The sequence below is a fragment of the Pseudomonas sp. S06B 330 genome, assembly GCF_002845275.2.
In the GTDB taxonomy this organism is placed as follows: domain Bacteria; phylum Pseudomonadota; class Gammaproteobacteria; order Pseudomonadales; family Pseudomonadaceae; genus Aquipseudomonas.
Map to the genome: position 1 here is coordinate 5,440,881 of NZ_CP088149.1, position 24,476 is coordinate 5,465,356.

At 58.9% G+C, this 24,476-nt stretch carries 16 protein-coding genes; 10 read left to right on the forward strand and 6 right to left on the reverse strand.

The window, feature by feature from the left end; translation table 11 throughout:
* Complete coding sequence (locus CX511_RS24505; RefSeq protein ID WP_101293760.1) at positions 1-4,668, reverse strand: dermonecrotic toxin domain-containing protein; 4,668 nt, start codon at positions 4,666-4,668, stop codon at positions 1-3.
* 147 nt (positions 4,669-4,815) lie between these two features.
* Positions 4,816-6,819, reverse strand: coding sequence for a BCCT family transporter (locus CX511_RS24510; RefSeq protein WP_045181786.1), 2,004 nt, complete (start codon positions 6,817-6,819; stop codon positions 4,816-4,818).
* A 419-nt stretch (positions 6,820-7,238) separates the two neighbouring features.
* Here CX511_RS24510 and betI point away from each other — a divergent pair, with 419 nt between their 5' ends.
* From betI to betA, 3 genes are all read left to right on the forward strand, one after another.
* The gene (gene betI / locus CX511_RS24515) at positions 7,239-7,904 is read left to right on the forward strand and encodes a transcriptional regulator BetI (RefSeq protein ID WP_045181783.1); all 666 of its coding nucleotides are present in this window, start codon (positions 7,239-7,241) and stop codon (positions 7,902-7,904) included.
* Positions 7,905-7,934: 30 nt separating this feature from the next.
* A complete protein-coding gene (betB, locus tag CX511_RS24520; RefSeq protein WP_045181780.1) occupies positions 7,935-9,407 on the forward strand; it encodes a betaine-aldehyde dehydrogenase in 1,473 nt (490 codons plus the stop codon).
* Between the two features lie 81 nt (positions 9,408-9,488).
* Positions 9,489-11,186 (forward strand): choline dehydrogenase, encoded by a 1,698-nt coding sequence (gene betA / locus CX511_RS24525; RefSeq protein ID WP_045181777.1) that lies wholly within the window; start codon positions 9,489-9,491, stop codon positions 11,184-11,186.
* Positions 11,187-11,321: 135 nt separating this feature from the next.
* Here the strand turns inward: betA and CX511_RS24530 are convergent, their stop codons facing one another.
* The gene (locus CX511_RS24530; RefSeq protein WP_101293759.1) at positions 11,322-13,472 is read right to left on the reverse strand and encodes a dermonecrotic toxin domain-containing protein; all 2,151 of its coding nucleotides are present in this window, start codon (positions 13,470-13,472) and stop codon (positions 11,322-11,324) included.
* Positions 13,473-13,636: 164 nt separating this feature from the next.
* Here CX511_RS24530 and CX511_RS24535 point away from each other — a divergent pair, with 164 nt between their 5' ends.
* The 7 genes from CX511_RS24535 (at position 13,637) to CX511_RS24565 (ending at position 21,920) form a co-directional block, all read left to right on the forward strand.
* Entirely contained in the window at positions 13,637-15,379 is a 1,743-nt protein-coding gene (locus CX511_RS24535; RefSeq protein WP_045181771.1) for a potassium/proton antiporter, read from the forward strand.
* Between the two features lie 39 nt (positions 15,380-15,418).
* A complete protein-coding gene (gene mscK / locus CX511_RS24540) occupies positions 15,419-18,772 on the forward strand; it encodes a mechanosensitive channel MscK (protein WP_101293758.1) in 3,354 nt (1,117 codons plus the stop codon).
* A gap of 58 nt (positions 18,773-18,830) precedes the next feature.
* A complete protein-coding gene (gene selO / locus CX511_RS24545) occupies positions 18,831-20,291 on the forward strand; it encodes a protein adenylyltransferase SelO (protein WP_045181767.1) in 1,461 nt (486 codons plus the stop codon).
* A gap of 73 nt (positions 20,292-20,364) precedes the next feature.
* Positions 20,365-20,802 carry a thioredoxin TrxC gene (trxC, locus tag CX511_RS24550; RefSeq protein ID WP_101293757.1) on the forward strand — a complete coding sequence of 146 codons (438 nt, stop codon included), beginning with the start codon at positions 20,365-20,367 and terminating at the stop codon, positions 20,800-20,802.
* Between the two features lie 403 nt (positions 20,803-21,205).
* Positions 21,206-21,370 (forward strand): hypothetical protein, encoded by a 165-nt coding sequence (locus CX511_RS24555; protein WP_158240012.1) that lies wholly within the window; start codon positions 21,206-21,208, stop codon positions 21,368-21,370.
* A complete protein-coding gene (locus tag CX511_RS24560) occupies positions 21,367-21,699 on the forward strand; it encodes a colicin E3/pyocin S6 family cytotoxin (RefSeq protein WP_231353354.1) in 333 nt (110 codons plus the stop codon). The genes CX511_RS24555 and CX511_RS24560 overlap by 4 nt, the downstream gene beginning before the upstream one ends.
* On the forward strand, positions 21,696-21,920 hold the full coding sequence (locus CX511_RS24565; RefSeq protein ID WP_101293755.1) for a DUF7683 domain-containing protein: 225 nt from the start codon (positions 21,696-21,698) through the stop codon (positions 21,918-21,920). Before CX511_RS24560 ends, CX511_RS24565 begins: the two co-directional genes overlap by 4 nt.
* A gap of 139 nt (positions 21,921-22,059) precedes the next feature.
* Here CX511_RS24565 and CX511_RS24570 read toward each other — a convergent pair whose 3' ends face one another.
* The 3 genes from CX511_RS24570 to CX511_RS24580 form a co-directional block, all read right to left on the reverse strand.
* Positions 22,060-22,365: a DUF3077 domain-containing protein gene (locus tag CX511_RS24570; protein ID WP_101293754.1), complete on the reverse strand. Its 306-nt coding sequence runs from the start codon at positions 22,363-22,365 to the stop codon at positions 22,060-22,062.
* A 318-nt stretch (positions 22,366-22,683) separates the two neighbouring features.
* Positions 22,684-23,457 (reverse strand): ParA family protein, encoded by a 774-nt coding sequence (locus CX511_RS24575; protein WP_045181758.1) that lies wholly within the window; start codon positions 23,455-23,457, stop codon positions 22,684-22,686.
* Between the two features lie 53 nt (positions 23,458-23,510).
* On the reverse strand, positions 23,511-24,431 hold the full coding sequence (locus CX511_RS24580) for a LysR family transcriptional regulator (protein WP_101293753.1): 921 nt from the start codon (positions 24,429-24,431) through the stop codon (positions 23,511-23,513).
* Positions 24,432-24,476 lie beyond the last annotated feature (45 nt).

Sequence of the window (24,476 nt, forward strand, 5' to 3'; positions counted from 1 at the left end):
TCAGTCAAAGGGAATGATCCCCTCAACATCCGGCAGACGCAGCTCACTGCGATAAATCTCCAGAAGCTCTTTGCCAGCACCCGCAGCGCGTAGTTGCGCTTCTCGACCCAACTTGCGCTGCCACCAGACCTTCAGGTGGCCTTTGCTGAATTGCCGCGCCGGGGTATCGATACTCGGGTAATGGAAATGCGCTTCCCATAAACCATCGCCTTTTGCCTGCCCGTGCTCAGCAAGCCTGCGGACCTCATAAACGTCGAGAAAATCGCTGGCTGACAAGGCCTTCCGGCGCACCGCTGACTCAATGGTTATTCGCCGCTCCTGATGCAGAAAGCGCAGGCTGTTCGCCGTTGGATGCTTGGTGTTCAGGTAGAGACTGATCAGCATGTCGCGTCGGGCATTACTCAGGCGCCGGATATTGCTATCCAGCTCCTCGCTGAGCTCATCGTCGGGCGAAGATAGCGACAACGACGCCAGGGTCTCGTGCATTTTCTCCGTGTGCCCCTCAATCACCGAAGACAACCCCAGTGGCTGGTCCGGACTGTACTGATGAGCCAGCGTGATAACAGCGTCAACTTCACCGATCAAGGTACGCGCACGGCTTCTGTCAGCAGCGGGATTTTTCGAAGCGACGGGCGGCTCAACCTCCTCGACGGGTGGGGAAACGGCTTCCACCCATTCGTTGCCTTGCTGATGGAATTGCTTCAATACTCTGCCGGTACGGCTCTCACGCTGCTGGACAACCGCAACGCCATCAACCTCAAATTCCTCCGCCAGCACGCTTCGACCGCGCTGTGTCCGTACCAATCGCCGCTTGCCGCCTCTTGCGGCGTACAGGGAAGGTCTGGGCAAGCGTGGCATTTCCAGTTCCTGCTCTCGCACCGCTTGCGACAATTCAGAGACCGCTGCATTTTTCAAACTGCTCAACTCAGCCTTGTATAACTGCAGCTTGTCTGACTTGATGGCTGCACCACCGAGCGTGTGGAGGTAGTCAACCAGCACTAACGTCTCGTCATACGCTTCGACAATACCGTTGAGCACCTCGATCTGTTCTGCCAGCGCCAGTCCACTACCGGCAAGATCGCCGTGGGCGGTGCCCGCACTGGTCAAGCTCTCACCCGCCAGATAATTGTGATACTGCTCCAGAACAGAAGCATCGACGCTAGCCAGACGATCAAGGCTCAACTCTGCAAGATCGAGGAGCAAACGCACGTCCAGGTCAACGGCGGTCTCTCGACGCCGCGCAATGATCTCCCCCACCTCCCGGTTCTTATTGGCCTTCGTGCCGGCTTCGTCTTTGAAAACAATTGAGTTGTCTTTGAGCGTGTCTTCCAGCAACAAATCGAACGTGCGAGACAGCTCGACAAGGTCGGTTTCCCATCCAACAACCTTCTCCAGCGAGACGAGAAAATGTCTGTATTGCTCAACCTCGGCCTCAGACTCCGGACGGATGGCAACGGCTTCCGCCAGTTTGTCCACGCCTTCGTTATTGATGATCGTCGCCAGCTCGTTGTAGAAAACCGAACAGTTATCAATGAGTTCCTGACGGATGGAACTGCGCTGTTCGCCGATCACATCGGCAAGAATTGGTTCAAGCCGACTCATTTTCGCAATGTCAGATGCGACCTTGTCATGCGTAAAACTGTTTTCGATGAGCGGCTTTAGTGCGTACACCACTTTCAAATTGGTCAACTTGCGCAAGCTCTTGAGGCCAGCGAGCTCCGCCGTTTTCAGGTCATCCTGCTCAACCTCATTTTCCAACGCCTCAATTTGTGCGTCTTTCGCCGTCAAGAACGCCTTGAGCTTGTTGAATTGCTGAGCGAGCTCGTTATGACGCTGGGCCAGCCCCGCCTCTCGCTCTCGATTTTCTTCAAGTTGCTTACGGTTCGCCTCCTCCTGGATTTGCCGGCGGCTTTTAGGCATCCCTCCACGTAAGCGCAACCCGCCATCGACGCGCCAGCCATCCCACTCGAACGACAACCATGGTCCGGGATGACCTTGACCATCGACCACACGCACACCTTCAGCGGAACGTTGAACCGCATAAGTATCGCCAGCGAGGGCCACGTAATAACGACCCTCCACCAGATAGAGGCCACGAGCAGAGCCTGAGCCCAAAGGTTTGAGACCGTTCAACGGTACAGCGCTACGCATGGCCAGCAACGTTTCACGCTGCACGGGTGCAAGCATGTTTAATCCATTCCCACCACGCCAGGTGAAATCCAGCTGCGTGGCTCTTTGCTCGCTGAGTGCACCAGGCAAGCCTACTTTGCCCTGCGTCGGCGTAAGCGCCACAGGGTCATAACCTGGGCCCTGTCGCGTCGGGCCGTCCAGATCAGAAGCTTCTGGCAAACGCACAAACACCGGCAACTCCCGCCGGGGCAAATGGACATGGAACAGGGCCATGCCTAGATTCAGGATCAAGTCGACAACCGCTAAAGACTTTTCGAAGTGGTTGCCCTGAGTGAGCGCCGAAAAATCGCTTTGTACTCCACGGATGGCCTGCACCAACCATGCCACGGTAGCCACAGGGCCACGCACCAGTAAGGTGGCCACGTCAAACAGCAACCAGGCACCTTCGGTAAGCAGCGCCCAGCGGCTCTCCGTATTGGAAACCGACTGACGGTCAGCCAACTCGACCAACAGATCGCGGTTGGCACTGTACATTTTCGCATCGACGTTCAAGCCCCAGAATTGCAGCGCAAGGCTCGCCGGCTGTACGGCTTCAGGCAGCAACGAGGTGTCGATGATCGGGCGCCCCAGGTGCGGCTCGCTAAATCCGCCATAGTCGTAGACGCTTCGCGCATCCGGTGCCACCCAGTCGAGGATACTGTCCTGAAGTGCCCCCGTCTGACGGATCGCGACCATCATCGCCTCAAGGCTGGGAAACTCCATCAACGGTGCCTTCGCGTACAGAGGCCGGTACAACAACACCGTCGTAGGTTGCACGGAAAAAAACACATACATACCGTGCACCAGGTCGGCCTGGCTAGCTGTCGGCTCCCGCTTGAAGGCCAGAGGCATCAAGGTGATTGCTGGCACGTTCCGGTCCACACGACCCGCGCAATAGTCCGCTACACACTGCAGACCGCCCTCGCTTAATGAGCCATCCACTTTAGCCGCGAGCGCGCTGAACAGTAGTGAACTGCGCCATTCCCGGGCAAAACATGAAACGCGCTGTTCACGATTGATGGGGTCGTCCAGCTTTTGCGCGACATAATGCGGATAGCGACCGCCAATATCGACTTGCTCAACCAGCGATTTGACGTAGTTGATGTTCATCCACGCCATGATCAATTGGCCTTCACGGTGCTCAATCGCTGTCAGCGTCGCGCCCTGAAGCGAGCTGAGGTTGCCGATGGCAAACTGCGTAAGGGTCATGGTCCTGGTTTCTATCGAACCGCCGCCCACGCCTGCCCCCGCGCCACCGGGTATCCCCCTGGCGACCGTGAGGGTCAGGTTCAAGTCGTCAGGCAGGTAGTTGGCTTCATCTGGATAATCGGCGAGCAACTGCTCGCGTAAACACTGACTGGCAAAGCTGTGCAGATCCAGCAGATTGTCGAGCGCTGACCTACCCTTCGATTCAGCCTGGGTCAGGGCTAGATCGAACAGTGCGCATTGGTAGGCGAAGCTGTCACCTGCTGAAGCCTTTAGTAAGCCTGGCGGCGGCGCGGCATTCACATCAATGACGGCGAAGTAGTTTTCAATAAACCATTGCGAGGGGTCACAAAGAGCGGCATAGGCCTGCTCCAGCTTCGCAACGTCTGCCAATGTTGAGTAGCGCAACCGTTGCACTGAGCCCAGCATGGCATCGAGCAGCAACGCGGCTTGTTGGGAATGGACGTCACCCTCCAGCTCGAAGCGGTTCCAGCTCATCGACTCAAAGCGGTATTGTCCAGCCAACTCATCGCCAAGTGCTGAGGCAAAGCTGTCGAGCGAGTCGAAACACTTCACCACACTCGAAGGTGCGCACCACAACACCACCGTACGCTCGTCCCACTCACCGATCACCAGCAGGTTCGGCAGCATTTTCAGAAATGGCTCCCCGTCCGTTTCCAGCTGCACCTCCACGGTGAACACGGCAGGACGCTCAGCACCACCCTTTAGCAACCCATGAATACATTCCTGCTGCTGAGAATCTAGGCCTTGCAGGGACAGGTTGCGCAGCAACGCCGACTTCAAGGTCTGCTGCAGCCAGCGATCACGGCTCACGCCTGAGCTCGACTCGCCGTGCCAATAATCGACCTGGGCCTGCTGAAAATGGTACGGCAACTCAAGCACCAACGCGTTAAAGGCATCGCTCATCCCCTCAATCGCGAAAAACTCATGATCGCCACTGCCTTCGAAGCGATGGGGTGCTGCGGGGAACAGACCATGAACGCCATCGTTAACACGTTCAAGATTCAGGACACTTGCGTCTAGCACTGCCTGCAACACGACCTGCACCAGTGATTGTTGTACGCCGCTGTTTGCAGATTGGGGAATTATCAGACGCAGGGGCTCTGCGTCGATCAGGGGCGGTTGGATGGCGCCGATGACCGGATAGTGTTCGACTACTAACTGCAGAATCTTTTGCGCGGCTACCTGGCGCAGGGTAGGACGGTCGGCAAATTGCAAGGCTACAGCTTGCTTGAAATCCAAAGCCGAAAGGCTCGTTGTTGGGCGGCTCATGAAGGTCAGACTCCTTACTTTCGGTAAGCCACCACGCTAACCACCCGCTGTCCTAAACCGGTGTTACATATTGCTGGCCTTCGTGGCCTGAAACGACAAGGGCCCTGTTCTCGCGAACAGGGCCCTTGTCGTTACCGCAGGTGCCGGTTAGCTGTAAACCCGGCCCAGCAGTTGGCGATGGCTCTCAAATTGATCAAGAACATCACGGGTAATCTGGTCAGGCGTAAAGCCCATCAGATCGTATTCCTGGCTACCGTTATGCAGATACACCTCGGCGCGGTAGAAGCGTTGTCGCACTTCACTTTCACCTTCAACCGGAGCCTCGCTTGGCGCGGCCAGGTAGCCGTCCAGGCTCACTTCGTAGACGAAAGGGTTACCCTCTTCCATCATCACCCGCAGGCCCATGGTCGAACGCGACTGACCTACGCGCGTCTCCACTTCAACGCCCAGGTTCTGCAGCTGCACCGCAGCGTCTTTCAATGCCGGGCTAACCTGCTTGTCCATGAAACGTTGGACCATCGCCTGGGTCGGTTGCAGGTCCAACTGGCTCAGGCGCTCGCTGAAGCCGCGGCGACCGCGAGCGGCTAACTCGGCTTGTTCCTGCTCGACCTGGCTGTCCTGCTTCATGGCCTTGTACAGGCCGAACATGAACAGCACCAGCACCACCGAAAATGGCAGGCCGGCCAGTACCACCATGGTCTGCATGGCGGCGAAGTTGCCGGCGAACAGCAGACCGATAGTCACCAGGGTGATCACCACCGACCAAAACACGACCATCCAGTGCGGCGCGTCCTCGTCGACCTGGCCGCCTTTGCATGAAAGGTTGGCCATCATCACCGCGCCAGAGTCGGCCGGGGTGAGGAACAGCACGAAGCCGACGAACACCGCCACACCAATGACAATCTTGGCCGCCGGGAAGAACTCCAGCAGTTGGTAGATCGACATCGACGGCTGCTCAAGCGCGGTCTTGCCCAGCTCCACGGCGCCATGATTCATCACCAGATCCAGCGCGGTGTTACCAAAGATCGACAGCCAGGCCAAGGTGAAGCCCAGCGGGATCAGCAGGACGCCGGCAACCAGTTCACGCACGGTGCGGCCCTTGGAAATACGGGCGATGAACATGCCGACGAACGGGCCCCAGGAAATCCACCAGGCCCAGTAGAACACGGTCCACAGCCCCAGCCAGCGCTCGGACTTGCCCGTCTCGTTTTCGTAGACGTAGAGATCAAAGGTCTTCAGCACGATACCGTTGAGGTAGTCGCCGACGTTCTGTACGAAACCGTTAAGCAGGTGCAGGGTGTCACCTGCCAGCAGGACGAAGATAAGCAAGCCGCTGAACAGCATGATGTTCAGGTTCGACAGGCGACGGATGCCGTTCTCTACGCCGGAAACTGCGGCCACAGTGGCCACGGTGGCCATGACCAGGATCACGATCAGCAGGTTAGTCTTGCTGTGGTCCATGCCGAACAGATATTCCAGGCCCGAGGCCACCTGCATCGAACCGATACCTAGATTGGTCACCAGCCCCAGCAGCGTCACGAACATGCCGAAGATATCCACCGCGTGACCGGCGCCACCCTTGACCCACCGCTCACCCATCAGCGGGTACAGCGCCGAGCGCAGTGCCAGCGGCTGGTTATGACGGTAGGCGAAGTAGCCCACAGCCAGACCGACCAAGGCGTAGATCGCCCAGCCGTGTAGGCCCCAGTGCAGGAAGGTCAGCTGCAGGCCTTGGCGCGCAGCCTCGGCGCTGGCTGAGGTGCCTTCTGGCGGGTTGAAGTAGTGATCCAGCGGCTCGGAAGCGCCGAAGTACAGCAGCGAGATGCCGATACCCGAGGAAAACAGCATGCCGGCCCAAGCGCCATAGCTGAAGTCGGGTTTGTCGTCCTTACCGCCAAGCTTGAGCTTGCCGAAACTGGAGAAGGCCAGAACGACCACAAATACCAGGTAGGCGCCGATCACCAGCATGTAATACCAGCCAAAGCTGCGTGTCAGCCAGGTCTGGGCGACGTTGAGCACTTCCCCGGCTTTCTCAGGTACAGCGATAAGCAAGGCAGTCAACACGAGGATCAGCAACGCAGAGGTGATGAACACCACGCTGTTGACCCGGACCCTCTCGGTGGGGGTCTTGGTAAGGGAGGCAGAACTCATTGCACGTAGGCTCCGGGCAGTGCGAGAGAAACGAAACGACCTATATCTGCGCAAATGGTGCAATAGCCCCACTGCGTCAGGTGTTATAAAAGCACCTTGAAAAACCGTGATCCCGAATCGATTGCGTTGAAAAAAACAGACCAATAGCCCCGCTCCGAGGGTGCGCCGCGCAGTCATTGACCGCTCGGCAGATCTGTTCAACACGCCGTTTACGCCCGTCAACACCTTGTATTCCGGGGGTTCCACGTCTTTTTGGGGTGCCAATTTGAGCCATCTGACGGTAGAAAAAACCTGTCAATGGCACAGATTGTCGCAGAGCTTATTCTTTGTTGATTGAACGTTCAATCAAAACAAAATAGACTGGCCTTCGCCGAGGCAGCCGCTCGTCGACTGCTCGCAGGCCTGAGGAGATTTGCAAAATGCCCAAGGTCGGTATGCAACCCATTCGCCGCCAGCAGTTGATCGAAGCCACATTGCTGGCCATCGACCAGGTCGGCATGGGTGACGCCAGCATTGCGCTGATCGCCCGTTTGGCCGGTGTGTCGAATGGCATCATCAGTCACTACTTTCAGGACAAAAACGGCCTGATCGCAGCGACCATGCAGTATTTGATGAGCGTGCTGAGCGAGAACGTCGTCGCCAATCGGCAGGCGCTCAAGGATCACAGCCCGCGTGCCCACCTGCAGGTGATCATCGAAGGCAACTTCGACGCCAGTCAGGTCAACGGCCCGGCAATGAAAACCTGGTTGGCCTTTTGGGCCTCCAGCATGCACCAGCCGTCTTTGCACAGGTTGCAGCGGATCAACGATCACCGCTTGTATTCCAACCTGTGCTGCCAGTTCCGCCGCGTCCTGCCGTTACCTGAGGCACGCACTGCGGCCCGTGGACTGGCAGCGTTGATCGACGGTCTGTGGCTGCGCGGAGCACTGTCCGGAGAAGCCTTCGACACCGACCAGGCGAAACAAATCGCTTACGAATACATGGATCTACAACTGGCGAAGCAGACGAGTCTGGATACACACACCCAGGCCTCTGAACCACTACGCGCCGCAATTGCCAAACAGGCAGGAGCGTCGCTCGGATAGCCAAAAACACAATGCACTTGCGAGGACACTATGGCCCGTTTCGAACTGCAAAAACTCTACATTGATGGTGGTTATGTCGACGCTTCCAGCGACGCTACCTTCGACGCCATCAACCCGGCTAACGGCGAAGTCCTCGCTCAGGTACAACGTGCAACCAAAGAAGACGTCGAGCGCGCTGTAGAAAGCGCCGAGCGCGGCCAGAAAGTCTGGGCCGCCATGACCGCTATGCAGCGTTCGCGCATCCTGCGTCGCGCCGTCGACATCCTGCGCGAGCGCAACGATGAGCTGGCCGCGCTGGAAACCCTGGACACCGGTAAGTCCTACTCCGAAACCCGTTACGTCGACATCGTCACCGGTGCTGACGTACTGGAATACTACGCAGGCCTGGTCCCAGCGATCGAAGGCGAGCAGATCCCACTGCGCGACAGCTCGTTTGTCTACACCCGTCGCGAACCGCTGGGCGTCACCGTCGGCATCGGCGCGTGGAACTACCCGATCCAGATCGCCCTGTGGAAATCCGCTCCAGCCCTGGCTGCTGGTAACGCGATGATCTTCAAGCCAAGCGAAGTCACCTCGTTGACCACCCTGAAACTGGCCGAAATCTACACCGAAGCTGGCCTGCCAGACGGCGTGTTCAACGTCCTGACCGGCAGCGGCCGCGAAGTTGGCACCTGGCTGACCGAGCACCCACGTATCGAGAAAGTCTCCTTCACCGGCGGCACCGACACCGGTAAGAAAGTCATGGCCAGCGCCTCGAGCTCCTCGCTCAAGGAAGTCACCATGGAATTGGGCGGCAAGTCGCCGCTGATCATCTGCGAAGACGCCGACCTCGATCGCGCCGCCGATATCGCCATGATGGCCAACTTCTACAGCTCGGGTCAGGTCTGCACCAACGGCACTCGCGTATTCATTCCGGCCTCGATGAAAGCGGCTTTCGAAGCCAAGATCGCCGAGCGCGTTGCCCGTATTCGTGTTGGCAACCCTGAAGACGAAAACACCAACTTCGGCCCGCTGGTCAGCTTCGCACACATGGAAAACGTGCTGGGCTACATCGCCAAGGGCAAGGAAGAAGGCGCACGCGTTCTGTGCGGTGGCGAGCGCCTGACCGACGGCGAATTCGCCAAGGGTGCTTTCGTTGCACCGACTGTATTCACTGACTGCCGCGACGACATGACCATCGTCAAAGAAGAAATCTTCGGCCCAGTGATGAGCATCCTCTCCTACGAGAGCGAAGAAGAAGTTATCCGTCGTGCCAACGACACCGACTTCGGCCTGGCTGCAGGTGTGTGCACCAACGACATCAGCCGCGCCCACCGCATCATTCACCAGCTCGAAGCCGGTATCTGCTGGATCAATGCCTGGGGCGAATCGCCAGCCGAAATGCCGGTTGGCGGTTACAAGCAGTCCGGTGTCGGCCGTGAAAACGGCGTGAGCTCGCTGGCTCAGTACACGCGCATCAAGTCGGTACAGGTCGAGCTGGGCAACTACAACTCGGTGTTCTAAGCACCCCTGTAGCTGCGCCCGGGCCGCAAGGTCCGGGCGCTTCCCGCTTTCCTGCCTACTGCCAAAATGAGGGAACAGAACATGTCCCATGAATTCGATTACATCATCGTTGGTGCCGGCTCGGCCGGTAACACCATCGCGACCCGCCTGACCGAAGACGAAGGCGTTACTGTCCTGCTGCTCGAAGCCGGTGGCCCGGACTATCGCATGGACTTCCGCACCCAGATGCCAGCCGCCCTGGCCTTCCCGCTGCAGGGTCGTCGCTACAACTGGGCCTACGAGACCGATCCAGAGCCACACATGGACGGCCGCCGGATGGAATGCGGTCGCGGCAAGGGGCTGGGTGGCTCGTCGCTGATCAACGGCATGTGCTACATCCGTGGCAACGCCATGGACTTCGACGGTTGGTCAGAGCTACCAGGCCTCGAAGACTGGGCTTATCTGGACTGCCTGCCGTACTTCCGCAAAGCCGAAACCCGCGATATCGGCCCGAACGACTACCACGGTGGCGAAGGCCCGGTCAGCGTGACCACGCCTAAAGCCGGCAACAACCCGCTGTTCCACGCCATGGTCGAAGCCGGTGTGCAAGCCGGTTACCCGCGTACCGAAGACCTCAACGGTTATCAGCAAGAAGGTTTCGGTCCGATGGACCGTACCGTGACGCCTAAAGGCCGTCGTTCCAGCACCGCCCGCGGTTACCTGGACACTGCCAAAAAGCGTTCGACCCTGACCATCGTCACTCACGCCCTGAGCGATCGCGTGCTGTTCGAAGGCAAGCGGGCCGTAGGCGTGACCTACCTGGTCGGCGCCAGCGAAGAGCGCGTAGAAGCCCGTGCACGCAAAGAAGTCATCGTCTGCAGCGGCGCCATTGCTTCGCCGCAATTGTTGCAGCGTTCTGGCGTCGGCCCGGCCGAACTGCTGAAAAAACTCGACATCCCAGTGGTCCACGACCTGCCGGGCGTCGGTGAAAACCTGCAGGACCACCTTGAGCTGTACCTGCAATACGCCTGCACCCAGCCAGTTTCCCTGTATCCATCGCTGCTTTGGTACAACCAGCCAGCCATCGGTGCCGAGTGGCTGTTCAACGGCACCGGTATCGGCGCCAGCAACCAGTTCGAGGCCGGTGGTTTCATCCGTACTCGTCCAGAGTTCAAATGGCCGAACATCCAGTACCACTTCCTGCCGGTTGCAATTAACTACAACGGCAGTAATGGCGTTCAGGAACATGGTTTCCAGGCGCACATGGGTTCGATGCGTTCGCCAAGCCGTGGTCGTATTCAGGCTAAGTCCAAAGACCCACGTCAGCACCCAAGCATCCTGTTCAACTACATGGCCACCGAGCAGGACTGGCAGGAATTCCGTGACGGCATTCGCCTGACCCGCGAAATCATGGCCCAGCCGGCACTGGACCCATACCGTGGTCGCGAGATCAGCCCAGGTGCCGACGTGCAGACTGACGAAGAACTCGACACGTTCATCCGCGAGCATGCCGAAACCGCGTTCCACCCATCCTGCTCGTGCAAGATGGGTACCGACGATATGGCCGTGGTCGATGGCCAAGGTCGCGTACATGGCATGCAGGGCTTGCGCGTGGTCGATGCGTCGATCATGCCGATCATCATCACCGGCAACCTCAACGCCACCACGATCATGATCGCCGAGAAAATCTCCGACAAGATCCGTGGCCGTCAGCCGCTGCCGCGTAGCACTGCCAAGTACTACGTCGCCAATGACGCGCCTGTCAAAGGCAAGCCAATGCGTGAGGTCAAGCAGGCTTAAACGCCTGCTGCTCCCATTGCCAGCAAGGCTGGCTCCCACTGTTTCTGGGGCATTATCACCCTTGTGGGAGCCGGCCTTGCCGGCGATAGGATCAACGCAATTACAACTGTTGCACGGCGCCTGCTGCGGCCGGACTCATGTCGGCAACGGGAAAAATCGCCTCATCAGCGAATCATCACCAGCGCCCCCCAATTGCTGCGCCAACGCCGCACGATCGAACGGTTCACCGGTGCGCATATCATGCACACCCCCGCTGTCTGGTGACCCACTCAATGCCTTCAGTCGCACCTCCATAAAGCGATAACGCTCCCCTTGCACAGCGCTTACCTGCTCGACCTGAAGGTATCGCCCCGGCATCATTAGCGACTCCGCTTCATCCGGTCGAGTGGAGAACGGCGCAACTGGTGTCACTTGCATCGCTTCCCCCGGCTCCAGCACATAGACCACAGCACTATCATCGAACACCTCCCTGCCGCTGACCTGCGCCTGCGGGTTATTGAAGAACTCCCAGAGGGCATAAGGGTTATCGGTGAACGAACAAAATTCCGTGCTGACCAGCACATCACCCACCCCCAAGCGCCCCTCACGAAAGGCCAGGGATCCGGTGCCCCGAATGCTCGACGTTGCTCGGTACATCCGCAGCGGGTTATGCACGCCAATCTGATCCAGGGCTTCAGCCAACCGATGACTGCGCGCAATGCAGACCGCCAAACCATCCTCCAACGCCAGACCGCGCCAAAGGTTGCTGTACCGCGCAGGTGAGTGGCTGTACTCAGCGATAGCTGGCGACCCGTAGCCAAGTTCATCGCGATAGACCGCCAGGGGCTCGCTGAATGCATCAAGGTACTCGCCAGCCGCACCTACTGCCTGCTCGTCGGCCAAGGGCACGGCGACCAACAGCGACTCCTGGCGAGCAAGCGCACGATCCGAGAAGGCCAGCAAGTCGTCCACCGCCGGACGCATGTATCGCCCCCACTCGGGGTCACCCACCGTTACTGCCTGGGCGGCAACCCGTTGCGGTACACGAGACTGTGAAAACAATTCACCGGTGCGGATCAATGCGGCATCCAGAAGAACGAACAACACATCCAACACGACAGCCCACCAAGCCGCCGCCCGCCACGCCGACTTGCCATTGATCGCACGGTCCAGGTGCAACGCCAGGGTACCCACACCAACACCGAGCGAAGTCAACGCCATCGGCCAGCCGAGGGGCGCCATGGGTGCGATGATCACGGCAGCCGACTGTAAGCCGGACAACCAGGCGGCCTTGCGCAGCTCGGCGTTGCTGGTCAGTCGCTCGTGGGCATTGCTAACCAACTCGTCCATGGCCTGGTCACGCAGGTGCTCGAACAAATCACCGGGTATGGCGTGCGATCCGATACGGATGCGATCCGCATTCATAACCAACGACTTGAAGTACTTATTCAACCGAGGCCGCAGCGCCTGCGCCAGCACATCGCCACCGACAAAGTGCAGCATCATGCGCTCACGACCTTGCTTCGAGCCGACCTGATCCTGCAGCCACGCCTGAAGTGCTCGTAGGTTCTCAAGCACCACCACCGAGCCACGCTCGTCCGCCAGATACAGGCAGTACCTGCCGGTCTTGAGCGTCAATAGAAAGAGGCTACGGGCAGCGACCCCCGCGATGGTCAATACGCCCCAACCTGAAGGTGGCACGCTGTGGCGCGAACGCTGCAGTGCCTCCAGTGTCAGCGGAACCTGAGTACTGGCCAGCGTAGCGTCCAACACCTGAGCCCGCTCACTTTCTGCAAGGGGGGCGCTGGCCGTCGCGGCGAGAAACCGTGCACGTGCCAGCAGGCAGAAATCATCACCGCGCTCAGTGCGAAACGTCTTCAGTAGGGTCGTGTACTTCCCGGCAAAGTCCAACCGCCAGAACATCTCAAGCACTGCCTGCGGCGCCAAACGGAGCTCATTGCGCTCGTCATAGGATGACTGACTGGCATCGACTCGGTAGAAGCCGCCATAGACCGATAACTCGTCAGCATAGGTTTGCTGGGCAGGGCTAAAGCGTTGTATCACCAATTCGGTAAGGGTCATGGAGCGGTGTGGCGGTTGAGAATGACACCAACCGGTGTAACTCAATGTGCTGGTGGCGGCCGACTCGAATTCGTGCCAATAAACACTGTCAGGGTCGAGCCAATACCCCAAATGCCCCCGCAGGACATGACCTGCGGCCTGGCGAGCCAAGCCATGCAAGTCGGGAAACTGCCTCACATATCGCTGGGCGATGCGTTCAAGGGATATATCGACGGATGTGGTCAAGGTGTACTGCCTTCAGTGGGTGAAATGAAGCATTACTTCACCCCATACCAAGGCGCTCGATGTGGTAACACTTTACAGCCCGCGCCAGCCTCGGGTTAGAATCGGTTGGCACGTAACCTGCGTGCTCAGCACCACCCTTCCCGCTTTTCCCCGGAGTACTGCCTTTGGATGCGTCCACCATCAATAGCCTGTTCTTGATCGGCGCATTGCTGGTAGGTGCAAGTATTCTGGTCAGCTCACTGTCTTCACGACTGGGCATCCCGATTCTGGTTATCATTCTCGCGGTCGGCATGCTGGCCGGTGTGGATGGTGGCGGCATCATCTTCAACAACTACCCCACCGCCTACCTGGTGGGTAACCTGGCGTTGGCCGTAATCCTCCTTGATGGCGGTTTGCGCACGCGTGTGGCCAGTTTCCGTGTTGCCCTGTGGCCGGCGCTGTCGCTCGCCACTGTTGGCGTGTTGATTACCACCGGGCTCACCGGCATGGTCGCTGCCTGGCTGTTCGACCTGAGTTTGATCCAGGGCCTGCTGATCGGCGCCATCGTCGGCTCCACCGACGCCGCAGCGGTATTCTCGCTGCTCGGTGGCAAGGGTCTGAACGAACGGGTTACTGCCACGCTGGAAATCGAGTCGGGCAGTAACGACCCAATGGCGGTTTTCCTCACCGTCACCTTGATCGACATGATCGCCAGCGGTCAGACCGGCCTGCACTGGAGCTTGCTCGCCCACCTGCTACGCGAATTCGGCATTGGTGGCTTGATGGGCTTGGGCGGCGGCTGGCTGATGCTGCAATTGGTCAATCGTATAAACCTGGCTGGCGGCCTGTACCCGATCCTGGTGATCGCCGGTGGCCTGGTGGTGTTCTCACTGACCAACGCCCTGCACGGCAGCGGCTTCCTCGCCGTGTACCTGTGCGGCCTGGTATTGGGCAACCGGCCGATTCGCAGTCGCCACGGTATTTTGCACATGCTCGATGGCATGGCCTGGTTGGCGCAGATCGGCATGTTCCTGGTCCTCGGCCTGTTGGTCACCCCGCACGACCTGCTGCCCATCGCCCTGCCTGCCCTGGGCTTGGCGCTGTGGATGATCGTCTTCGCCCGCCCGCTGTCGGTGGTCGCCAGCCTGTTGCCGTTCAAAGCCTTCCATGGCCGAGAAAAGGCCTTTATCTCCTGGGTGGGCCTGCGCGGCGCGGTACCGATCATTCTCGCCGTGTTCCCGTTGATGGCCGGACTGCCCGATGCCCAGCTGTTCTTCAACCTGGCGTTCTTTATCGTCCTGGTCTCGCTGTTGGTACAAGGCACCAGCCTGCCGTGGATGGCCAAGCTGCTGAAAGTGACAGTGCCGCCGGATCCGGCGCCGATTTCGCGTTCGGCCCTGGAAGTGCACATCACCAGTGAGTGGGAACTGTTCGTGTACCGCCTCGGTGCCGAAAAATGGTGCATCGGCGCAGCCCTGCGTGAACTGAAAATGCCCGAAGGCACCCGTATCGCGGCCCTGTTTCGCGGCCAACAACTGCTCCATCCGTCGGGAAGTACCACCCTCGAAGTCGATGATTTGCTCTGTGTAATTGGTCACGAACACAACCTGCCGGCCCTCGGCAAGCTGTTCAGCCAGGCGCCGCAACGTGGACTGGATTTGCGTTTCTTCGGCGACTTTGTGCTCGAAGGGGACGCAGAACTGGGGGCTGTAGCGGCGTTGTACGGTTTGCAACTCGATGGCCAGGACCCGCATATGCCACTCAGTCGCTTCATCGCGCAGAAGGTTGGCGGCGCACCGGTGGTCGGTGACCAGATCGAATGGAACAACACACTGTGGACGGTAGCCGTGATGGAAGGGAACAAGATCCTCAAAGTGGGCGTCAAATTCCCCGAAGGAACTCGACCCGGCCCCGGATTGTTCCTTTAAACTCCGAACTTCGCCTCTGGTTGCATGAATTTTCTGCCTATGTCTCTGCGCACTTATGTTTGCGCAGCCCTGCTCGGGCTGTGCCTGTCCCTCTCCTTCGCCGATGCGGCCGAACCGCCTACCAGCGCGTCAGTTCAGTCCAGCCTGGACAAGATTGCCGAGCGCAAATTGCCCGAAGCCGAGCAGAAAGCGCTGCAGCAGGTGCTCGAACAGACGCTGACCTTCCTTGGTGACAAAGAAGACAGTGAGAAGAAGCTCGCCGCGCTGAAGAAGCAACTCAATGATGCGCCGCGCCAGACCAGCGAAAACCAGCGAGAGCTGGCCAAGCTCAATGCCAGCAAAGTGATCCCTGTAACCCAGCGCTATGCCGCGCTGAGCGTACCGCAGCTTGAACAACTGTTGGCCGAGCGCACCACCGAGCAAGGCGAACTGCAAAAAGCCCTGTCAGAAGCCAACAGCCTGACCATCACCTCGCAAACCCGCCCGGAACGGGCCCAAGCCGAAATCAGCGCCAACCAGACCCGCGCCCTACAGATCAACAACAGCCTCAAGGCGGGTAAGGAGGCGGGCAAATCGCTGACGGCTGACCAGCGCAACAAGCTCAATGCCGAACTGGCCTCCCTCAATGCCTTGACCCTGCTGCGCCGTCAGGAACTGGCCGGCAACAGCCTGCTCCAAGACCTGGGCAACAGCCAGCATGACCTGCTGATCGAGCGCGTTACGCGCATGGAGCAGGAAATTCAGGACCTGCAGACCCTGATTAACCAAAAACGCTTGGCCCAGTCGCAGCAAACCGTCACCGAGCAATCGCTGGAAGCGCAGAAGGCCGGTGGGAGTACGCTACTGGCCACCGAAAGTGCGGCCAACCTTAAACTCTCCGACTATCTACTGCGCAGCACTGACCGCCTCAACGAGCTGACCCAGCAAAACCTCAAGACCAAACAGCAACTCGACAGCCTCACTCAGGCCGATCAAGCCCTGGACGAGCAAATCAGCGTGCTCAAGGGCAGCCTGCTGTTGTCCAAGATCCTCTATAAGCAGAAGCAGGCCCTGCCGCACCTGAAAGTTGATCGCGACCTGGCCGACCAGATTGCTGATATCCGTCTGTATCAATTCGAAATCAATCAACAGCGTGAACAAATCAGCAGCCCGAGCAGCTACGTTGACAAACTACTGGCCAACCAGCCGCAGGAAGACGTCACACCACAACTACGCAAGGCCCTTCTGGAGGTAGCGATCACCCGCAGCGATCTGCTTGAGCGCCTGAACCGCGAACTGAGCGCGCTGCTTAACGAATCCATCACTCTGCAACTGAACCAGAAGCAACTGCTCAGCACTTCCCAGAACCTGCGCACCACACTCGATGAACAGATGTTCTGGATCCCAAGCAACAAGCCACTGGATTTCGAATGGTTGCGCAGCGTCCCCGAGCGCCTGCAGAAACAAGTCGTCAGCCTGCCGTGGGGATCTGGCCTGAAGGAGCTGGGCGATGGCCTGACACAGCGTCCGCTGCTGTTCCTGCCGCTGCTGCTGTTGATTGGTGCCCTGCTCTGGCGGCGCAAATACCTGTACGCCCGGCTGAGCAAGGTTCACCAGGACGTCGGCCACTTCAAACGTGACAGCCAGTGGCACACACCACAGGCCATTCTGGTCAACATCCTCCTGGCCATGCCCGTGAGCCTGGGCCTGGCCTTGTGCGGCCTGGCCCTGCAGATCGACGCCCGTGGCCAGAACGCCAACCTCGGCGCCGCGCTGCTGCAAATCGCTCAGGCCTGGCTGGTGTTCTATACCGCCTACCGGATTCTGGCACCGGGTGGCGTGGCCGAGTTGCACTTCCGCTGGGAGCGCCCCCAGGTCGAATTCCTGCGCGGCTGGATTCGCCGCCTCGGCACCGTGGTGTTGGCGTTGGTCGGCGTGGTAGCCGTCGCTGAACACCAGCCGTCGGCACTGGCAGAAGATGTGCTGGGTATCGGCGTGGTCCTGACCTGTTACGCCTTGATGGCTTGGCTGCTCAGCCGCCTACTGCTCAGCAGCCCGGCGCACAGCAATACCTCATTGTTCCGCCAAGCGGTGGGGGTGGCCTTCACCGCCCTGCCAATCGCCTTGTTCATCGCCGTGTGCTTCGGCTACTACTACACCGCACTGAAGCTTACCGACCGCTTGATCGACACCCTCTATCTGCTGATGTTCTGGCTGGTGATTGAGGCGGCCTTCGTCCGTGGCCTGGCCGTTGCAGCCCGACGCCTGGCTTACCAGCGCGCACTGAGCAAACGCCAGCAGACCACCAAGGAAGGCCTCGATGGCGAAGTCATCATTGAAGAGCCAACCCTGGACATCGAACAGGTCAACCAGCAGTCGCTGCGCCTGATCCGCCTGGCGCTGCTCGGTGGCTTTATCGCCGCCTTGTACTGGGTTTGGTCTGACCTGATCAGCGTGGTCGCCTACCTCGACAACATCACCCTGTATGAATACACCAGCGGCACCGGCGCGACCATGAGTATGGTCCCGATCAGCCTCAGTGACATGCTCGGCGCTCTGGTGATCATCGGTATCACCATCGCCCTGGCCGGTAACTTGCCGGGCCTGCTGGAAGTGCTGGTGCTGTCACGCCTGAACCTGGCCCAGGGCAGCGCCTACGCCACCACTACCTTGCTGTCCTATGTGATTGCCGGGGTCGGTTTTGTCTCGACCCTCTCGGCCCTCGGCGTCAGCTGGGACAAACTGCAATGGCTGGTGGCCGCACTGTCGGTGGGCCTGGGCTTTGGCATGCAGGAGATTTTCGCCAACTTCATCTCCGGCATCATGATCCTGTTCGAGCGCCCAGTGCGTATCGGCGACACCATCACCATTGGCAACCTGTCCGGTACGGTGAGCAAGATCCGTATCCGTGCCACGACCATTACCGATTTCGACCGCAAGGACATCATTGTCCCGAACAAGACCTTCATCACCGGGCAACTGATCAACTGGTCGCTAACCGACACCATCACTCGCGTGACCCTCAAGCTTGGTGTCGACTATGGCTCGGACCTGGACCTGGTGCGCGAACTGCTGCTCAAGGCTGCTCACGAGAACCCGCGGGTGCTCAAGGAGCCTGAGCCGATTGTGTACTTCCTGAACTTCGGCGAAAGCACCCTGGACCACGAGTTGCGCATGCACGTGCGTGACCTGGGCGACCGCAACCCAGTGCTCGATGAGATCAACCGCTTCATCAACAAGGAATTCAAGAAGCAGAAGATCAACATCTCCTTCCGGCAGATGGAGGTCTACCTGAAGAACATGCAGGGTCAGGAGTACAAGATGGTCCCGGTCGAGAATCTGGACAGAACCGTATTGCCAGGCGTGCCTGACAGCAGCAAGCCCAACGACCAGGCACCAGGTAAACCGGCCTGACTGGACGACAACGGCCATACCCTTGCAGAATGATCGGATATTCTCCTGGAGATGGCCGTTGAAAGCCCTCGACGAACTGACCTTCGACAACCGCTTTGCCCGCCTGGGCGATGCGTTCTCAACCTCGGTGCTACCCGAGCCCATCGCCGAGCCACGCCTGGTAGTGGCCAGCGATGCGGCCATGGCCCTGCTTGATCTGGAACCCACCGAAGCGCACTCAGCGGTATTCGCCGAACTGTTTGGCGGGCACAAACTGTGGAGCGAGGCCGAGCCGCGAGCGATGGTCTATTCCGGGCACCAGTTCGGCGGCTATAACCCGCGCCTGGGCGATGGGCGTGGCCTGCTGTTGGGTGAGGTATACAACGACGCTGGCGAGCACTGGGACTTGCACCTCAAGGGTGCCGGCCAGACCCCCTACTCACGCATGGGCGACGGCCGCGCGGTGCTGCGCTCCTCGATTCGTGAGTTTCTCGCCAGCGAGGCGCTGTACGCACTGGGCATCCCCAGCAGCCGCGCACTGTGCGTGATCGGTTCCAGCACGCCGGTCTGGCGTGAAACCCAGGAGCGTGCCGCCATGCTCCTGCGCCTGGCGCCGAGCCATGTGCGCTTTGGTCATTTTGAGTATTTCTATTACACCCGCCAGCCCGAACAGCAGCGCATCCTTGCCGAGCATGTGCTCAATCAGCATTTTTCCGAATGCCAGACTGAGCCCGAGCCTTACCTGGCGATGTTTCGCAGCATCGTTGAACGCAACGCCGAACTGATAGCCCTGTGGCAGGCCTATGGCTTCTGCCATGGAGTGATGAACACCGACAACATGTCGATTCTGGGCATCACCTTCGACTTTGGCCCATTCGCCTTCCTTGACGACTTCGACGCCAACTTCATCTGCAACCACTCCGATGACCAAGGACGATACAGCTACAGCAACCAGGTGCCGATTGCCCACTGGAACCTCAGCGCCCTGGCTCAGGCACTGACGCCGTTCATTAGTGTTCAAGCGCTGCAGGACACTCTGGCGCTGTTCCTGCCGTTGTATGAGGCTCATTACCTGCACCTGATGCGCGCTCGCCTGGGCCTGCTCAACGCCGAGGATGACGACAAGGTGTTGATCGAGCGCTTGTTGCAGCTGATGCAACCGGGCGCGGTGGATTACACCTTGTTCTTCCGTAAGCTCGGCGATCAACCTGCTGAACAGGCGTTACAGGTAGTGCGTGATGATTTCGTCGACCTGGCCGGATTTGACCGCTGGGCGCTGGACTATCTGGCGCGAGTCAACCGCGAGCCCGGCAATGCCGAAGGCCGCCGCGACCGCATGCATGCGGTCAACCCGCTGTACATCCTGCGCAACTATCTGGCGCAACGCGCTATCGAAGCGGCTCAAGGTGGCGATTACGAAGAAGTGCGGCGCCTGCACCAGGTGCTGTGCAAGCCGTTCGAAGAGCAGCCAGGTATGGAGGCCTATGCCGAGCGGCCGCCGGAGTGGGGCAAGCACCTGGAGATCAGTTGCTCGTCCTGACATGGCTTTTGGGGTGCTAGGCACCCCATCGCCGGCAAGACCGGCTCCCACACTGCAACATCCGGAGTTTTTGATGACCGAACCACTGCTGATCCCCTGCCCACACTGCAATGGCCTGAACCGCATCCCCGCCGAGCGCCTCGGCGACACACCCAAATGCGGCCGCTGCAAAAGCCCGGTACTCCTGAGCAAACCGTTCGACCTTAAACAAGCTGACTATGCCAGCCAAATCAAGGGCGACCTGCCATTGCTGATCGACGTCTGGGCGGACTGGTGTGGGCCGTGCAAGTCGTTTGCACCAATCTTCGAACAAGCTGCTAGCCAGCTGAGCGGGCGCTGCCGCTTGGCCAAGCTCGACAGCGAGGCCAACCAACAACTGGCGGGGCAATTGGCGATTCGTTCGATTCCCAGCCTGATCCTGTTCAAGAATGGCCGAGAAGTAGCGCGCCAGAGCGGCGCGTTTCCACTTCAGCAGTTACTGCAGTGGCTGCGCAGCCACGGCCTGGGCTGATCCGAGTGGGGAGCAACTGTCGTGATTGCCCCCTGTAGCCGCTGCCGTGAGGCTGCGATCGGGCGTGAAACGGCCGTCAGCCCCATCAAGACTGGTTGGGCTGCGTCGCCTAGCGGCAAAGGTAGAGCTCGCCGATACACGGCTGAGTGAGCTGTTCGAGCACGCAAGCCCCACGGTATAAATAACAATCGCTTCAACTTTTTGGAAAATCATTTACTTCGTTAAAAGCCAATTTGGCGTAGTCGATAAACAGTAGGCTTCGTTTATCAACCACAGCAACCCGAACGGTTTTATCCCGCTGGAGTTACTCGACCAGTACGGTGTGTATGCTGTATTGGGCATGGGCACAGCGGTCTCTACGACAGAGACCGCGTTGGGGTGGATTGGCGGTTCCGGTAGCGCCATGGAACTCGTTAAACGCCTGGGTGGCGTCTTGTCGATGCTGGCTCCTCCCAATGTGAAGATCATGGTAGGTATGGTGTTGCCAAACACAACTTCACCCGACAGCGCGTTCTACACGACCGAGCAGTACGCCGAACTCACCGAAGCCAATAGCGAGTACGGGTGAACGTTAAACACCTGCCAGACGATTCTGTAAGCCTGTATGGGTTCTATACCGGGACAAAACGGGAATGGCAGAAGGTGCCGGTGATTAAGGCCGAGGTCTACAGCGATCAGATGGTCGCGGATTTTGGGGCCAAATCAAAAACTTCAGTTCAAGGTGGAGGAGGCTTACGTCCACGTTGGAAGAGTAAAGACGGCACAATCTACGAATGGGATTTTCAGCATGGTGCCGTTGAAAAATACAATAAACGCGGCAAGCACCTCGGCGAGTTCGATCACGAAACTGGCACGCAAAACAAAGCAGCAGACCCGACAAGGAAAGTAGAACCATGAAGCATGTGATTATGGGAGTTCCTAAAGGTGAGGACTTCGCCTCCTTTGAAAAGGAGATTCCCGTTTCTGTCGCGGACCTTAAAGCGATAATGGGCTGGGAAAAAGACGGTGATTACGTATACGACTACCGACTTACTTCCGAGCAAATTAGCGCTATAGAGCAGCTTTGTTCGCTGGAGCTACCCAGAGATCTGGAGTTGTTTCTAACGTACAACGCCTGATACTTGGTGGTCGCACCCCGTAGCAACGCTCACCACAGACGTCCTGAATATCACGCGTTTTTCCGACTGATTCCAGAGGGACATTGTCTTACCTGGCCAACGTTGTAGCCGCTGCCGCCAGGCTGCGGCTACGGAAGGTCTAAAGCGGACTCAACTCTCGATTCTCAAGGGCATCGAGCAAGGCCTCAACCAGCCCCTTGGCCATCTCCACCGAATGTAATGTCGACCAGAGAAAGCCCTTGGCCGACTCATCGACGCCGTCGAAAGACTTGTAGGCCGTGTCATAAGCGCAACGAAGGTACAGCGAGATATGCACCAGGGCATCATGGGGTGCGATGCCGGGGTTCACGGAAAACAATTGCGGATGACCAGCGTCACAATCACCGAAGGGTTTGTCGAGAGTGGCGTAAAGCGAGGGAGGTGGATCGGGAACGATTTTTTTCATGGCAGCTTCCACATGGGGTTTAGCTGCAACTATTCGTTTCCACACGAATGGTGGCAGCTGTACGCAGGGTGGAAAACCGGGGCATGTGGAAAACCCGGCAGACCCGAGGGTCTCCCGCGCACAGCTGCCATGACGACAGCTTCCACAATGCGTCACTCGGGTTTCCACACCCGATCGCTGAACCGACAGCGACCCACGGAGCCTAGAAGGACTGGCTTCCCGGGGCAAGCATTGGGGGATCGACAGACTGCGTAGGTTATTTCCTAGGACCGAAATTGGCCAGCCAAAAAACCTCGCAGCCGCGATAAGCCAAGGGTTTTACGCGTTGTCTTCGAGCAACGCATGCAGCTCGACAAACTGCTGGGTCAGCTTGTGCCGCGGCTCCAGGTGAATCAGCGGCCGGTTGGCCTCATGCGATTCGCGCATTTTTACCGAGCTGTTGAGGTACACCGGCAACACCGGCAAGCCCTCAGCCAAGAGTTCATCGAGCATCTGCTGGGGCAGGCTGGCCCGGGGCTGAAACTGGTTAACAACGATCCCTTCAACCTGCAGGTCTTCGTTGTGGTCCTCCTTGAGCTCTTCGATCTCAGCCAGCAGACCATACAGCGCCTGGCGAGAGAAGCTGTCGCAGTCGAAGGGGATCAACACACGATCAGCGGCGATCAGCGCGGAAACCGCGTAAAAGTTGAGCGCAGGTGGAGTATCCAGGTAGATCCGGTCGTAGTCTTCGTCCAGCTCATCGAGCAATTTGCGCAGCTTGTTGATCTTGTGTTTGGCCTCAAGCTTGGGCTGCAGGTCAGCCAGCTCGGCGGTGGCGGTCACCACATGTAGGTTGTCGAACGGGGTTTCGTAGATGTCGACCTTGTTCTTCTTGGCAAACGGCCCGGAAGACAGGGTCTGCTTGAAGAAATCGGCAATGCCCATGGGGATATCCTCGCCGGTCAGCCCGGTGAGGTACTGGGTCGAGTTGGCCTGGGCATCCAGGTCGATCAGCAAGGTTCGATAGCCTTCATTGGCACTCACCGCCGCCAGGTTGCAAGCGATGCTCGATTTGCCCACACCACCTTTCTGATTGAACACCACGCGCCGCATGAATAAACCTCCGTGTGTCAGGGAATGACCGAGTATGTCGACGCCGCGCCGGTTTAGCCAGCACCATCCGGCTCTTCGTTACGACCTGCCTGTTCGGCACACAGCAACGCAGCAAAGGCATTGGCCATCGGCGATGACGACTCACGCCGCTGCACCAGCCACACCGCTGTGTCTGCGCCCTCATCCAGCAGCGTGCGGTAAACCACGCCGTCAATGCGCATGCGCTGGAACGAGGCCGGTAACACCGACACCCCCAAGCCTGCCGAGACCAGACCGATGATGGTCATCGCTTCGCTGGCCTCCTGGGCAAAGTGCGGGCTGAAGCCGGCCTGCCGGGCCAGGCTCAGCAATTGTGCGTACAGGCCACTGCCATAACTGCGGGGGAAGAACACGAACGGCTCGTTAGCTAATGACGCCATGTGCAACCCGGCTTCACTGCCTTGAGCCAGTGGATGCGTGGCATTGATCACCGCGACCAAAGGCTCACGGAACAACTCGGTGGCGACTAGGCTATCGGGCAGTGTCAACGGCCGAATCAGGCCGACCTCTATGGTTTCGTCGACCAAGGCATCGGCTACCGCCTGGCTGCTCATTTCACTGAGGTTAAGGTGAACGGCCGCAAAGCGCTGGCGGAAGGTGTAGATGGCCTTGGGGATACTGGAATTGAACGGCGCCGAAGAAGTGAAGCCGATTTTCATCTCGCCCAGCTCACCCAGCTGCGCACGCCGGGCAACGTCGGCGGCCTTGTCGACCTGAGCCAGGACCAGGCGCGCTTCTTCGAGAAACAGCCGCCCCGCTTCACTGAGCTCGACCCGACGATTGGTACGTTCGAACAAACGTGCGCCCAGTTCCTGTTCAAGGGCCTGGATTTGCTGGCTCAGCGGCGGCTGGGAGATCCCCAGATTCTGCGCAGCCCGGCCAAAATGCAGCTCTTGGGCGACGGCAATGAAGTAGCGCAGGTGACGCAATTCCATTGAGCACTCCTATAGGTCGTAAAACCTCTTAAACAGGTCGAACAA

Bases quoted from the DNA above. Each gene is read 5' to 3' on its own strand.
- CX511_RS24505 (WP_101293760.1), bottom strand. From the start codon at position 4,668: ATGAGCCGCCCAACAACGAGCCTTTCGGCTTTGGATTTCAAGCAAGCT.
- CX511_RS24510 (WP_045181786.1), bottom strand. From the start codon at position 6,819: ATGAGTTCTGCCTCCCTTACCAAGACCCCCACCGAGAGGGTCCGGGTC.
- betI (WP_045181783.1), top strand. From the start codon at position 7,239: ATGCCCAAGGTCGGTATGCAACCCATTCGCCGCCAGCAGTTGATCGAA.
- betB (WP_045181780.1), top strand. From the start codon at position 7,935: ATGGCCCGTTTCGAACTGCAAAAACTCTACATTGATGGTGGTTATGTC.
- betA (WP_045181777.1), top strand. From the start codon at position 9,489: ATGTCCCATGAATTCGATTACATCATCGTTGGTGCCGGCTCGGCCGGT.
- mscK (WP_101293758.1), top strand. From the start codon at position 15,419: ATGTCTCTGCGCACTTATGTTTGCGCAGCCCTGCTCGGGCTGTGCCTG.
- trxC (WP_101293757.1), top strand. From the start codon at position 20,365: ATGACCGAACCACTGCTGATCCCCTGCCCACACTGCAATGGCCTGAAC.
- CX511_RS24555 (WP_158240012.1), top strand. From the start codon at position 21,206: ATGGAACTCGTTAAACGCCTGGGTGGCGTCTTGTCGATGCTGGCTCCT.
- CX511_RS24565 (WP_101293755.1), top strand. From the start codon at position 21,696: ATGAAGCATGTGATTATGGGAGTTCCTAAAGGTGAGGACTTCGCCTCC.
- CX511_RS24570 (WP_101293754.1), bottom strand. From the start codon at position 22,365: ATGAAAAAAATCGTTCCCGATCCACCTCCCTCGCTTTACGCCACTCTC.
- CX511_RS24575 (WP_045181758.1), bottom strand. From the start codon at position 23,457: ATGCGGCGCGTGGTGTTCAATCAGAAAGGTGGTGTGGGCAAATCGAGC.
- CX511_RS24580 (WP_101293753.1), bottom strand. From the start codon at position 24,431: ATGGAATTGCGTCACCTGCGCTACTTCATTGCCGTCGCCCAAGAGCTG.